Source organism: Nevskia sp. (assembly GCF_021732705.1).
Taxonomy (GTDB): domain Bacteria; phylum Pseudomonadota; class Gammaproteobacteria; order Nevskiales; family Nevskiaceae; genus Nevskia.
The window spans coordinates 391,873-405,213 of the sequence record NZ_JAKFUM010000007.1; the positions used below are offsets into that span (position 1 = coordinate 391,873).

The window sequence follows — 13,341 nt, forward strand, 5'->3', positions numbered from 1 at the left end:
GCGGCATGGGTTTCCTTCAGGGCAAGAAAGCACTCATCACCGGTGTTGCCAGCGAGCGCTCGATCGCAACCGGCATCGCCGAAGCCATGCGTCGTGAAGGCACGGAACTGGCATTCACCTATCAGGGCGACAAGCTCAAGAGCCGGGTCGAGGAATTCGCCCACGAGCAGGGCTCGAACATCGTCCTGCCGCTGGATGTGACGCGCGATGCCGAGATCAGCGCCGTGTTCGACACGCTGAAAAGCCAGTGGAACGGCATCGACATCGTCATCCATTCGATCGGCTTCGCGCCGCGCGAACTGCTGGCCGGCGGCTATCTGGAAACGGTGACCCGCGAAGGCTATGCCCTCGCCCATGACATCAGCGCCTACTCGTTCGCTGCACTCGGCAAGGCGGCTCGTCCGCTGATGCAGGGTCGCGCGGGCAGTCTGCTGACGCTGAGCTATCTCGGGGCAGAGAAGGCGGTGCCGATGTACAACGTGATGGGGCCGGCCAAGGCCAGTCTCGAAGCCAACGTGCGTTACATGGCGGCGGAGCTCGGTCCGGAAGGCATTCGCGTCAACGGCATTTCCGCCGGGCCGATCAAGACGCTGGCTGCTGCCGGCATCAAGGGCTTCCGCGGCATGCTGAGCCATGCCGAGAAAGGCTCGGCACTGAAGCGGAATGTCTCGACCGATGAAGTCGGCAACACGGCGGCGTTCCTGTCGTCGGATCTGGCCTCGGGCATCACCGGTCAGATCATCTATGTCGACGCCGGCTTCAGCATCATGGGCTTTTCGCTCGACGCGATCGCCGCCGGCTGATCCAGCGCCTCAAACGCCTGCAGCATCCGACGCCCCGCCGGCGAAACCGGTGGGGCGTTTTTGTTTTGCATGTGAAGCGTGCAGCGGCCGCGGCAAGAACTGCCGGGCAACAAAAAGCCCGGGACAGCGAACTGTCCCGGGCCTTGTCTTTCAAACCACTTCAGCGCGTTGGAGCCTTACTGCGGACGACCGCAGAAGGTGAACGTGCCCGTGCCGGCGTACGAGTAGATTCTCCAGCGGTAGTTGAAGCCCGAGCCGCCCGTCGAGTTGATCGTTTCGGACGACGAGGTCGTCGTCGCCGACACCACATTCGACCAGGTGGTGCCCGTCGACGAACGACGCTGCAGATACAGGTCGAAGTCGGTGCCGGCCGGGCCCGTGAGGATGCCGTTCAGCGCCGTACCCGTGGCCACAGTGAAGCCGGTGGTGTTCGGCGCGTAGACCGAACCGTTCACCGTGCTGACCGTGCCGGTGTAGCTGGTGTAGCCGGTCGGGCAGCTCGGCGGCGGTGGCGGAGGCGGCGTGGTGCCGGTCAGCGCTGCAGTCGCGTTGATGACACCGGCGCCGCAACCGCCACTGCACGTCACCGGGAATGCGCGGGCCGTGCTCTGGATGCGCGCGAGGACCTGATCCGGCGTGATCGACGGATTCTGCGCGTACAGCAGCGCGGCCACGCCAGCGACCACCGGCGATGCCATGCTGGTGCCCTGGTAGAACGCGTAGCTGTCCGCACCCGGAACCGTGGTGCCGCTGTTCAGCGTCGACAGGATGCCGTTCGCCGTGCCCGTCGACTGATCGCCGCCCGGGGCCGCGATTTCAACCGTTGCGCCGAAGTTCGAATAGCCCGCGCGCGCGCCGGTACGACCCAGCGACGCCACCGTGATCACGCCCGTGCAGCTGGCCGGATTGAAGTTGGCAGCGTTCTGGTTCGAGTTGCCGGCGGCCACGACGACCGTCGAGTTGCGGCTGCGGGCGCTGTTCACGGCCGCCTGCGAGGTTGCGCTGCAAGCGCCGCCGCCGCCGAGGCTCAGGTTCAGGACCTGCGCCGGGTTCGGGTTGGCTGGAACGCCAGAGACCGTGCCGCCGGAAGCCCAGATGATGGCGTCGGCGATGTCGGAGATCGAACCGCCGCAACGGCCGAGCGCTCGGACCGAAACGATCCGCGCGTTGTAGGCCACGCCGGCAACACCGAGCGCATTGTTGCCGCGCGCGGCGGCGATGCCCGTCACGTGAGTGCCGTGCCAGCTCGAGTTCGAAGCCGGCGAGCCCACACCGCACTGCCCGGCCGAGTTGTAGTCGCCCGGATCGCTGGCATCGGAATCGCGACCGTTGCCGTCATTGTTGGTGGTCGACGAGATGAAGTCGTAACCGCCAACGATCGCACCCGCGAAATCGGCATGCGGGCGATGACCGGTGTCGATGATCGCGATCGTCGCGCCGGTCCCGGTGTTGACGTCCCAGGCGGTGGGCGAACGAATGCCGGCCGCGTTCTCGAAGTGGTGCCACTGCTCGTTGTAGCGCGTGTCATTCGGCGTCAGGAACGGCTTGACGATGATGTCTTCCTCGGCGTACTCGACGCGCGGGTCGGACTTGAACTCGGCCAGCACATCGGCGAGGTCGCGAGCGTCGAGATCGCGATCAACGCGAATCACTTCCGCGCCGGTGCCCATCGTGCGCATGCGCTGCAGCAGCATGCCGCGGCGCGCGCCAATGGCGCGAAGCTTGTCGCCAATCGCCGTCTCCTGCTTCTTGGAGACCAGCGCGCTGTCCTTGTACTTGACGATGATCTGCTGCGGGAATCCGTCCTTGGCGGCTGCGGACAGGCTGAACATCGAAATTCCAGCTGCAATTGCTGCTACGGCAAAACCGCGTGACGCTGTCCGCCGCTGGGCCCGTTGCGGGGCCTGATGATACTGTTCCATGGTTTCTCCCTAATCACTGGCGTGTCGTTGGCCGGAATCAAGACGTTCACAAAACCTGAACAATTTCAAGCTTGAAACGGTCAAAACCGGTGGTTTAAACAACCTACCCGTGGAGAGTACTGCGAGTGATCAAGCGCGCAATTGATGCCGCTTAATCAGAACGTCATATAGACGCAGCGGCAGCAATGACCGGAACAACGGTCAACGCGATCGAACATCGAATCGCGGATGCGCGTGCGTGGCGGCGCCACGCACCGCGGGTCAAGCCGGCGCTTTGAGGATGTCCTGCTCGCCTTCAAGCCGGCCGATGACCACCGCGCCGCAGCCATCACCGTAGATGTTGACCGCGGTGCGACACATGTCGAGCACCCGATCAACAGCAAGAATCACGCCGATGCCTTCCAGCGGCAAGCCCAAGGCGCCGAGGATGACGGCGATCGCGACGAGACTGGCCGACGGAATGCCGGTCACCCCCATTGAGGTGATCACGGCGAGGAAGACGATCACGAACTGCGTCGTGAAATCGAGATGAAGCCCATAAGCCTGCGCGAGGAACATTGCGACGGCGCATTCGTACAGCGCCGTGCCGTCGAGATTGATCGCGGCCCCCAGCGGCAGGGTGAAGCCGGTGACGCGCTCGGACACGTGCGCGCGGTTGCGCAGGCAGTCCAGCGTCACGGGAAGCGTGCCAGCCGAACTGGAGGTCGAGAATCCGGTCAGCAACGCCGGCAACATCGCCTGCAGCATCCGCAGCGGCGACACCCGCGCCACGCCCCACAGGACCAGCGACATGATGACGAACATGTGCATGGCCAGACCGCACAGCGTGGCGACGAAGAACCAGGCCAGCGGGCGGATCGCTTCGATGCCGGTCGTCGAGAAGGCCTTCGCCACCAGCGCGAACACGCCGAGCGGCGCGAAGCGCATCACGAATCCGGTGATGCCCATCATCGTCGTGCGCACGCCTTCCCAGAACTCGTGCTGGGTCTTGCCGATGGTGCCCGGCAGGCGCGATGCGAAGAAGCCGAACAGCAGACTGAAGAACACCAGACCGATCAGGTCGCTTTCCGCCGCGGCCTTGATCGGATTCGGCGTGACCATCCGATAGAAGACGTCGCCGATGTCGGCCAGCTTGGCGCTCGACACCTGTTCGCTGACCTTCGAGGCCCCCGCCGACAACCCGAGCAGTTCGCCGGCAGGCTTGCCATCGATGATGCCCGGCTCGAACAGGTTGACCATCACCAGGCCGGTGACGACCGCGAGGAAGCAGGTGACGATGTAGTACACCATCGACCGCACACCGATCCGGCCCAGCGAGCTGACGTCGCCGAAGCCCAGCAGCGCCACGATGATCGACGACACGATCAGCGGCACCACCACCATCTTCAGACCGTTCAGGAACAGGCCGCCGATGAAGCCGCAGAAGCGGATCACATCGCTGTCAGCCGGAACCAGTGAACCGACGGCCACCGCCAATCCCAGTGCAATCGCAATCTGCCAGTGAAGTTTCATGCGATCCCTGCTGCGTCAGTGGTGGCCGCTGCCGATGAGGCGGCAGCGTTATGGAGTGATCGGTTCTTCGGCAGCCAGCGGCTTGACGTCGACCGCGATGCGCTTCTTGAGCGCTTCACGATAGGCATTGAACTCGGCACCGGCGCGTGCATCGCGGATGCTCGCCACTTCGCTGCCCGTATCGCTCGGCGACTTCGCCGCGCCATCGCGAACGGCGGTAAGCACGACCACCGCAATCGGGCCGCCCTCGAGCGTTGCCTCGCCGAAACTGCTGCCGCCATCCTTCGGGCGCGGCAGCTTGAATACGGACTTCAGCAGTTCCAGGCCAATGCCGCTGCGATCGCGCGTGCTCGGGCCAGGATTTTGAACGGTCGCACCCATCGCCTTGGCGACGTCGTCGATGCTCTTGCCGGCCTTCAGTTCCGCCAGCGCCGTCGCCGCGTCCGCGGCCGCCTTGGCCTTCGCCTGTTCATTGCGAAGCTCTTCGCGGATGGCCGGCTCAACTTCGGCAAGCTCACGCTGACGCGGCGCTTCGTATTCGGCCTTGCGCACGACGACGAGACGATCGCCATCGATCGCGATCGGCTTCGAGTTGACGTTGTCGCTGAGCACGTCCTGACCGAACGCAGCCTCGACCACGGCCGGCGTGGCAGCGATGCCGGCACCACCGGCACGCGTGAACCAATCCGTCGTCTCGATCGTCAGGCCCAGTTCCTTGGCGACCGGCTCCAGCGTTCCTTCGTTCTGAAACGCCAGATCTTCGAGAAGCTTGGTCTTTTCCTGCAGATTCGCCTGCTGTTCCTTGTTGATGTAGAGATCGGTCAGCGTCTTCTGCACTTCGGCTTCTTCAAATGCCTGAACGCGTCCCGGCACCAGTTCTTCCAGCTTGATCAGGTGGAAGCCGAATTCGGTCTCGACCGGTTCGCTGACATCACCCGCCTTCGCCATCGCAAACAGCGCCGCCTCGAATTTCGGCGGGAGCACGCTGTCGCCACGCTTGACGGTACCGAGGTCGCCGCCCTTGTCCTTGCTGCCGACATCGTCGGAGCTGGTCTTGGCCAACGCCGCAAAGTCGCCACCCGCCTTCAGCTGTGCCGACAGATCATCTGCCTTCTTCTTGGCGGCAGCCTTGTCGGCACCGAAATTGATCAGGATATGGCTGGCCTTGCGCGTCTCAGCCGTCGTGAAGCGCGATGCCTTTTCAGACTCGTACAGGGTTTTCAGGACTTCGGCCGTTGGTGGCGCGGCCTTCGGCAGCTTGCTCAACGCCAGTTCGACGAACGCGAGCTTGATTCGCTCCGGCGCCTGGAAGCTTGCCTTCTTCTCGTCATATCGCGCCTGCACCTGCTCGGCCGAAACCTCGACCGCCGGCAGATACTTCGCCGGCTCGAACTGCAGATAAGCGAATTCGCGCTCCTGCTTGGCCAGACGCGTCGCGAGCGCGGCTTCGTCCGTGGTCACCACCGACGTGCCCAGAACGAGATCGCGAAGCTGTTCGACGATGAGGGCTTCGCGCTGCTGCGATTCGAAGCCATCCGGCGTCTGTCCGACCTGCGCCAGCAACTGGCGATACTTCTGCGCGGAGAACTTGCCGTTTTCCTGAAATGCCGGAATCACCGTGAGGTAATCCCGCAGCGCGACGTCGCCGGCGCGGAAGCCGCTGGAACGAGCCTGCTGACGCAGCAGCGATTCCTGGACCAGATCCTGAAGGACCCCTTCCTTCATCCGCTGCGGATTGATCTGGTCAGCGCGGAAGTTCTCGCCGAGCAACTGCTGCAGCTGGCGATACCGCTGATCGTAGGCCTGACGGAGTTGCGCATTGGTGATCTTGACGTCGCCAACCTTGGCCGCGACGGGATCCGCATTGCTCTGGAAATAGCCCTCGATCCCGCTGAAAGCGAACGGGATACCGATGATCAACAACAGCACCCCGATGATGACCGGACCATTCAGTCCGTCGCGAATCTGCTGCATCATGGCTTTCGGTCTCGTAAATAAAGAGGGCGCTCACTAGGAGCGCCCTGGGTGTTACATGGCGGAGCGGACGGGACTCGAACCCGCGACCCTCGGCGTGACAGGCCGATACTCTAACCGACTGAGCTACCGCTCCGCGAACTACAAAAAACTTCCAGTTTGATGGTGGGTGCTGAGGGGCTCGAACCCCCGACTCCCGCCGTGTAAAGGCGATGCTCTACCGACTGAGCTAAGCACCCTACTGGCTTCAGGTTGTCTGCCTGAACTGGTCTGTCATTTTACTGCGTCTTTCAGCGCTTTGCCAGCCTTGAATGAAGGATTTTTGCTGGCGGCGATCTTCAACGCTGCGCCGGTCTTCGGATTGCGACCGGTGCGCGATGCACGCTTGCGAATCGAGAACGTGCCGAAGCCGACAAGCGAGACTTTATCATTCTTCTTGAGCGCCTTGCCGATAACTTCGACAAGCGCATCGATCGCCTTGCCGGCATCGGCCTTCGACAGATCGGATTTGTCGGCAACCGCGGCGATCAGTTCAGACTTGTTCATATGGTTCTTATCCCCTCTTGGTTTGAATCGGCTTGTGCCTGTGATGGCTTGGAAGTCCTTCCCGCCGTTCTGTTGAACCGGGTCGGCGTGCGAGCCGGATTAGCGTCTGTCGCAACGCCAGATGCTCGAATAATCGTTATATCAAGCGGGTTTCGGAGCGTCAACGAAACGCCAACACGCTTCGTGACCCTTGCCACGTTTGTGGAAAGGGTCACGCACCAGACGGGTGCTCAGTGCGGGCGGACGCCTTCGCTGCTGGCCGGCGTTGGTGCTGCAGCACCTTCGACGACGGCCTTCGGTTCCGGCAGACGTTCAAGCGCGATGCGCAGCACATCGTCGACCCAGCGCACGGGTTCGATATCGAGCTTGCCCTTGATCGTGTCCGGGATGTCGGCGAGATCCTTCACGTTGTCCTGCGGAATGATGACTGTGCGAATGCCGCCGCGCTGAGCCGCCAGGAGCTTCTCCTTCAGGCCCCCGATCGGCAGCACTTCGCCTCGCAGCGTGATTTCACCCGTCATCGCGACATCGGCACGCACCGGGATGCCGGTCAATGCCGACACCAGCGCCGTGCACATGCCGATGCCGGCCGACGGTCCATCCTTCGGCGTAGCGCCTTCCGGCACGTGCACGTGCAGATCGTGCTTCTGATAGAAATCCGGATCGATGCCGAGCTGCTTGGCGCGCGAACGAACCACCGTCAGCGCCGCCTGAATCGACTCCTGCATGACCGTGCCGAGGCTGCCGGTCTGCGTCAGCTTGCCCTTGCCCGAGGTCAGCGCCGATTCGATCGTCAGCAGCTCGCCGCCGACTTCGGTCCACGCCAGCCCGGTGACCTGCCCGACCTGATTCGCTTCCTCGGCGCGGCCGTAACGGAAGCGCGGCACGCCGAGATACTTGTCGATGTTCTTCTCGGTGACCTTGACTGTCTTCTCCGTCGGCTTCAGCAGCACCTGCTTGACCACTTTGCGCGCGATCTTCGACATCTCGCGCTCGAGATTGCGAACGCCGGCTTCGCGCGTGTACGTGCGGATGACGGCACGGATCGCGCCCTCGGTGATTTCCAGCTCGGAATCGCTCAGACCGTTTTCCTTGATCTGCTTAGGGATCAGGTAACGCTTGGCGATGTTGAGCTTCTCGTCCTCGGTGTAGCCCGGGATGCGGATCACTTCCATGCGATCAAGCAGCGGAGCCGGAATGTTCAGCGTGTTCGCGGTGCAGATGAACATCACGTCCGACAGATCGAGATCGACTTCGAGATAGTGATCCTGGAACGTGTTGTTCTGCTCCGGATCGAGCACTTCGAGCAGCGCCGATGACGGATCGCCACGGAAATCCGTGCTCATCTTGTCGATCTCGTCGAGCAGGAACAGCGGATTCTTGACCCCGACCTTGGTCAGGTTCTGCACGATCTTGCCCGGCAGCGAACCGATGTAGGTGCGGCGATGGCCGCGGATTTCCGCTTCATCGCGCACGCCGCCGAGCGACATCCGCGCAAACTTGCGATTGGTCGCCTGCGCGATCGAGCGGCCGAGCGAGGTCTTGCCGACACCCGGCGGGCCGACGAGGCAGAGGATCGGGCCCTTCAGCTTCTTCACCCGCGCCTGCACGGCGAGATATTCGAGGATGCGTTCCTTGACCTTCTCGAGCCCGTAGTGATCGGAATCGAGCTGATCCTGCGCTTTCGGTAGATCGATGTTGGTCTTGCTCGCCTTCTTCCACGGCACCTGCGTCATCACGTCCAGATAATTGCGGACGACAGTCGCTTCGGCCGACATCGCCGGCATCATTTTCAGCTTGTTCAGTTCCGCCGTGGCCTTGGTCTTGGCCGCCTTCGGCATGCCGGACTTCGCGATCTTGCGGGCCAGCTCTTCCTGTTCGTTCGGCGCATCTTCCAGCTCGCCCAGTTCCTTCTGGATCGCCTTCATCTGCTCGTTCAGGTAGTACTCGCGCTGGTTCTTCTCCATCTGCTGCTTCACGCGACCGCGAATCTTCTTCTCGATCTGCAGGATGTCGATTTCGCCTTCGAGCTGCGCCAGCACGTATTCGAGACGCGGCTTCGGATCGCCGATTTCCAGCACCTTCTGCTTGTCTTCCAGCTTCAGCGACAGGTGCGCGGCGATGGCGTCCGCCAGGCGGCCCGGCGAATCCATGCTGGTCAGGCTCGGCAGCAGTTCGGCCGGCACCTTCTTGTTCAGCTTCACGTACTGCTCGAACGTGGCGACGGCCGCACGCATCACGGCATCGGCCTCGCTGCCGCTGGAGCCGCTTTCATCCGGCGGAATCATCCGGTACTCGGCCGTCAGATAATCGCCGGTCATCTCGAGCTTGGTCACGCGCGCGCGCTGCGCACCTTCGACCAGCACCTTCACCGTGCCGTCCGGAAGTTTCAGCAACTGCAGGATCGAGGCAAGCGTGCCGGTGTCGTACAGGTCGTCGACACCCGGCTCGTCGGTATCGGCGTGCTTCTGCGCAACCAGCAGGATGCGCTTGCCGTCCTGCATCGCGGCGGTCAGCGCCTTGACCGACTTCTCGCGTCCGACGAACAGCGGGATCGCCATGTGCGGATAGACCACGACATCGCGCAGCGGAAGGACGGGCGTTGAAACTTCGGTCGTGCTGGGCACTGGGGCAACCTCGGTCGGGTTCGAAAACGACTTTGATAGTGATTATGCAGTAACGAGGACTTGCGTCCGATCACCGGTGTTTCAAGCAGCAGTTCCTGCAAATGACGGTCCCGCGGCCGAAAAAAAACCCGCCGCGAACGAACGGGGCGGGCTTTTCGGTCAAGACCCGATCAGGCCGAGTTCTTGACGTCCCGGCGCGGCGCTTCCAGGTTCTCGTAGACGATGAACGGCTTCGCCTCGCCTTTCACCACCGACTCGTCGACGACGACCTTCGACACGTTCTGCATCGACGGCAGGTCGTACATCACGTCCAGCAGGATCGTTTCGAGGATCGTGCGCAGGCCGCGGGCGCCCGTCTTGCGATCACGCGCCTTGCGGGCGATCGCGTTCAGGGCATCTTCGCGGAACTCGAGCTGGCAGCCTTCCATCTGGAACAGCTTGCCGAACTGCTTGACCAGCGCGTTCTTCGGTTCCTTCAGGATCGAGATCAGCGCCTTCTCATCCAGTTCCTCGAGCACCGCCAGCACGGGCAGACGACCGACGAATTCCGGAATCAGGCCGTAGCGGATCAGGTCTTCCGGTTCCACGCCGAGCAGCATGCGCGAGACCTGGTGGCTGTCCTTCTGCGACTTGACGTCGGCGCCGAAGCCGATGCCGGTCTTTTCGGTACGGTTCTGGATCACCTTGTCGAGGCCGGAGAACGCGCCGCCGCAGATGAACAGGATGCCGGCCGTATTGACCTGCAGGAACTCCTGCTGCGGATGCTTGCGGCCACCCTGCGGCGGAACGCTGGCGATGGTGCCTTCGATCAGCTTCAGCAGGGCCTGCTGCACGCCCTCGCCCGACACGTCGCGGGTGATCGACGGGTTCTCGCTCTTGCGCGAGATCTTGTCGATTTCATCGATGTAGACGATGCCGCGCTGCGCCTTCTCGACATCGTAGTCGCACTTCTGCAGCAGGCGCTGGATGATGTTCTCGACGTCTTCGCCGACGTAGCCGGCTTCGGTCAGCGTGGTGGCATCGGCGATCGCGAACGGCACGTCGAGCAGACGCGCCAGCGTCTCGGCGAGCAGCGTCTTGCCCGAACCGGTCGGCCCGATCAGCAGGATGTTGGACTTCGACAGCTCCACGCCATCGGTCGAGCCCTTCTGGCTCAGCCGCTTGTAGTGGTTGTAGACGGCAACCGACAGCACCTTCTTCGCCTGATCCTGACCGATGACGTATTCATCGAGGACGGCGCGGATTTCCTGCGGCTTCGGCAAGCCCTTCACCTGCGGCTTGGCGTGGACTTCTTCGCGAATGATGTCGTTGCACAGATTGACGCATTCATCGCAGATGTACACCGACGGGCCGGCGATCAGCTTGCGCACTTCGTGCTCGCTCTTGCCGCAGAACGAGCAATACAGCACACGGCCGCCTTGGGTGCCGCTGCGTACGTTGTCAGGCATTTCCAACCTCAATCAAGGTTCTTCAACACTTATAGCATCATGTTGTATGACAACAAAATGACTGCAAGTTCCATGCTGCGGCACGCAGCGTGCGGTGCGTCAACATTCCGGCGACACCGCCGCCGCAAGCGGAAAATCAGGTCGACGCGGGTGCAGCGACGGCCGAACGCTTGTCGATGATGGTGTCGATCAGACCGTAGGCCTTGGCCTGCTCGGAATTCATGAAGTAGTCGCGCTCGACATCGTGCGCGACCTTTTCCAGCGGCTGGCCGCAGTGGTCGGCCATCAGCTTGTTCAGTTTTTCGCGCAGATACAGGATCTCGCGGGCCTGAATCTCGATGTCGGTGGCCTGACCCTGCGCGCCGCCGGACGGCTGGTGAATCATCACGCGCGAGTTCGGCAGCGCGTAGCGCTTGCCCTTGGTCCCCGCCGACAGCAGGAAGGCACCCATGCTGGCCGCCTGGCCGATGCACATCGTCGACACATCCGGCTTGATGAACTTCATCGTGTCGTAGATCGACAGGCCGGACGTGATCACGCCGCCGGGCGAGTTGATGTACAGGTGGATGTCCTTGTCCGGGTTTTCGGATTCTAGGAACAGCAGCTGCGCGACGACCAGGTTGGCCATGTAGTCGTCGATCGGGCCGACGATGAACACGACGCGCTCCTTCAGCAGGCGCGAGTAGATGTCGAACGCGCGCTCGCCACGGGCGGTCTGCTCGACCACCATCGGGACCAGCTGCGAACGGTTGCGAATGTCAGTCATCGGAATTCCAGGTTTCGGTGATCAAGAAGGTCCGCCGGCCTTGCAACCGGCGGACCCATTGCAGCGCTTTGCCGCTGTCTTCAGACAACTTGGGCCTGATTCTGCGATTTCAACAATTCTTCCAGCGACATCGGGACGTCGCTGACCTGCGCCGTCGCGACCAGGCCTTCCACCACCTGCTCTTCGATCACGACGCCGCGCAGGCCCTGCATCAGATCCGGACGGGACTGATAGACCTTGCGCACTTCGGCCGGATCCTCGAAATCGCCGGCGATGCGCTCGAGCGCGGCGTCGACGCGGGCAGGATCGAACTGGATGTTGCGGGCGTTGATCACTTCGCCGATCAGCAGACCGAGCGCGACGCGGCGCTTGGCGCCCGGCTCGAACATTTCGCCCGGCAGCATCGCCCGCAGCTGTTCCGGCTTCAGCTTGTTGCCGCCACGGTTGGCGCCGATGCGCTCGGCCGTTTCGGCGCGCATGCGGTCGATTTCCTCGGCCACGAGGCTGGCCGGCACGTCGATCGGGTGCATGGTGTGCAGCGCTTCCATCACGTCGCGCTTCAGGCGCGCCGTCACCGCCTTGTCACGCTCGGTTTCGAGTGCTTCGCGGCACTTCGCGGTCAGGGCTTCGATGCCGCCTTCCTCGACGCCGTGCTGCTGCAGGAACTCCTCGTTGATCTCCGGCAGCTTCGGCTCGCGCACTTCCTTGATCGTGACCGTGAACTGGGTCAGCTTTCCGGCCAGCGTTTCATTGCGGTAATCGGCCGGGAAGTTCACCGGCACTTCGAAGGTTTCGCCTGCCGCGTGGCCGACGATGCCGTTCTCGAGGTCCGGCAGGAACTTGCCTTCGCCGAGGTCGATCTCGGTGTTCTCGGACTTGCCGCCCTGGAACACTTCGCCGTCGAGCTTGCCTTCGAAGTCGACCTTCACCACGTCACCGACCTGCGCGGCGCGCTCGACCGGTTCCAGCGTGCGACGGGCCTTGCGCAGGTTGTCGATCAGACGGGCAATGTCGGCTTCGGTGACCTCGACCTGCGGACGCACCAGCGTCATCTGGGTCAGATCGCCGAGGACGATGTCCGGGTAGACGTCGAACGTGGCGACGTAGGCCATCGGCTGGCCGAGGGTTTCGGTCGTGATCTGGAAGTTCGGCGAGTTCGCCGGAACCACCTTCGACTGGGCCAGCGCTTCCGGCCAGGTCTGGCGAACCAGTTCGCCGACGGCATCATTGCGGGCGTCGGCGCCGTACTGCTGCTGCACCACCTTCAGCGGCGCCTTGCCCGGACGGAAGCCCGCCACGCGCACGCGGCCGGCGATCTTCTTGATGCGCTCGCCGAACTCGCGCTCGAAGCGATCGGCCGGGATCGTGACATGCAGCCGGCGCGTCAGACCGCCGGCGGATTCGACTTGCACTTCCATCGTAATGTTGACTCTTGAAAAGGTGGTGATGAATGAAACGTGGGCCGCCGTATTAGCGTAGCGGTCTGATTGTCAAGGCATTTGTGGCGATCGCCGGAAGGACCGGCCGCAGGCATCGCGTCGAATTCCTGAAAGGTTCGCGCTGTTCGACGCCAACGGTCCAGCCATGGTGCGAAAGGCAAGACTCGAACTCGCACGCCTTGCGGCGCTGGAACCTAAATCCAGTGCGTCTACCAATTCCGCCACTCTCGCCTGCTCTCCCCGCACCAGACTCGCGATCCGGCCGCAAATCCGACGTAGACGCCGAGTATACCAGCCGAAAGGC

Annotated in this window: 9 protein-coding genes and 3 tRNA genes; 1 reads left to right on the forward strand and 11 read right to left on the reverse strand. The window is 62.9% G+C overall.

Annotation, left to right across the window (positions count from 1 at the left end):
• Positions 1-5 precede the first annotated feature (5 nt).
• A complete protein-coding gene (locus tag QZ951_RS09055) occupies positions 6-803 on the forward strand; it encodes an enoyl-ACP reductase (protein WP_293000221.1) in 798 nt (265 codons plus the stop codon).
• A 176-nt stretch (positions 804-979) separates the two neighbouring features.
• On the opposite strand, the gene QZ951_RS09060 is transcribed toward QZ951_RS09055, so the two are convergent.
• From QZ951_RS09060 to QZ951_RS09110, 11 genes are all read right to left on the reverse strand, one after another.
• A complete protein-coding gene (locus tag QZ951_RS09060; protein WP_293000222.1) occupies positions 980-2,635 on the reverse strand; it encodes a S8 family peptidase in 1,656 nt (551 codons plus the stop codon).
• A gap of 351 nt (positions 2,636-2,986) precedes the next feature.
• The gene (locus QZ951_RS09065) at positions 2,987-4,237 is read right to left on the reverse strand and encodes a dicarboxylate/amino acid:cation symporter (RefSeq protein ID WP_293000223.1); all 1,251 of its coding nucleotides are present in this window, start codon (positions 4,235-4,237) and stop codon (positions 2,987-2,989) included.
• Positions 4,238-4,285: 48 nt separating this feature from the next.
• Positions 4,286-6,214, reverse strand: coding sequence for a SurA N-terminal domain-containing protein (locus QZ951_RS09070; RefSeq protein WP_293000224.1), 1,929 nt, complete (start codon positions 6,212-6,214; stop codon positions 4,286-4,288).
• 56 nt (positions 6,215-6,270) lie between these two features.
• Positions 6,271-6,347 (reverse strand) — tRNA-Asp (locus QZ951_RS09075).
• A 27-nt stretch (positions 6,348-6,374) separates the two neighbouring features.
• Positions 6,375-6,450, reverse strand: a tRNA-Val gene (locus QZ951_RS09080).
• Between the two features lie 34 nt (positions 6,451-6,484).
• Positions 6,485-6,757, reverse strand: coding sequence for an HU family DNA-binding protein (locus tag QZ951_RS09085; protein WP_293000225.1), 273 nt, complete (start codon positions 6,755-6,757; stop codon positions 6,485-6,487).
• Between the two features lie 230 nt (positions 6,758-6,987).
• Entirely contained in the window at positions 6,988-9,384 is a 2,397-nt protein-coding gene (gene lon, locus QZ951_RS09090; RefSeq protein ID WP_293000226.1) for an endopeptidase La, read from the reverse strand.
• 170 nt (positions 9,385-9,554) lie between these two features.
• Positions 9,555-10,832, reverse strand: a complete 1,278-nt coding sequence (clpX, locus tag QZ951_RS09095; RefSeq protein ID WP_293000227.1) for an ATP-dependent Clp protease ATP-binding subunit ClpX — start codon at positions 10,830-10,832, stop codon at positions 9,555-9,557.
• A gap of 136 nt (positions 10,833-10,968) precedes the next feature.
• Complete coding sequence (gene clpP / locus QZ951_RS09100; protein WP_293000228.1) at positions 10,969-11,598, reverse strand: ATP-dependent Clp endopeptidase proteolytic subunit ClpP; 630 nt, start codon at positions 11,596-11,598, stop codon at positions 10,969-10,971.
• 80 nt (positions 11,599-11,678) lie between these two features.
• Positions 11,679-13,016, reverse strand: coding sequence for a trigger factor (gene tig / locus QZ951_RS09105; protein ID WP_293000229.1), 1,338 nt, complete (start codon positions 13,014-13,016; stop codon positions 11,679-11,681).
• 167 nt (positions 13,017-13,183) lie between these two features.
• Positions 13,184-13,268: transfer RNA gene (locus QZ951_RS09110), tRNA-Leu, on the reverse strand.
• Positions 13,269-13,341: the final 73 nt, after the last annotated feature.

Bases quoted from the DNA above. Each gene is read 5' to 3' on its own strand.
- QZ951_RS09055 (WP_293000221.1), top strand. From the start codon at position 6: ATGGGTTTCCTTCAGGGCAAGAAAGCACTCATCACCGGTGTTGCCAGC.
- QZ951_RS09060 (WP_293000222.1), bottom strand. From the start codon at position 2,635: ATGTTCAGCCTGTCCGCAGCCGCCAAGGACGGATTCCCGCAGCAGATC.
- QZ951_RS09065 (WP_293000223.1), bottom strand. From the start codon at position 4,237: ATGAAACTTCACTGGCAGATTGCGATTGCACTGGGATTGGCGGTGGCC.
- QZ951_RS09070 (WP_293000224.1), bottom strand. From the start codon at position 6,214: ATGATGCAGCAGATTCGCGACGGACTGAATGGTCCGGTCATCATCGGG.
- QZ951_RS09085 (WP_293000225.1), bottom strand. From the start codon at position 6,757: ATGAACAAGTCTGAACTGATCGCCGCGGTTGCCGACAAATCCGATCTG.
- clpX (WP_293000227.1), bottom strand. From the start codon at position 10,832: ATGCCTGACAACGTACGCAGCGGCACCCAAGGCGGCCGTGTGCTGTAT.
- clpP (WP_293000228.1), bottom strand. From the start codon at position 11,598: ATGACTGACATTCGCAACCGTTCGCAGCTGGTCCCGATGGTGGTCGAG.
- tig (WP_293000229.1), bottom strand. From the start codon at position 13,016: ATGGAAGTGCAAGTCGAATCCGCCGGCGGTCTGACGCGCCGGCTGCAT.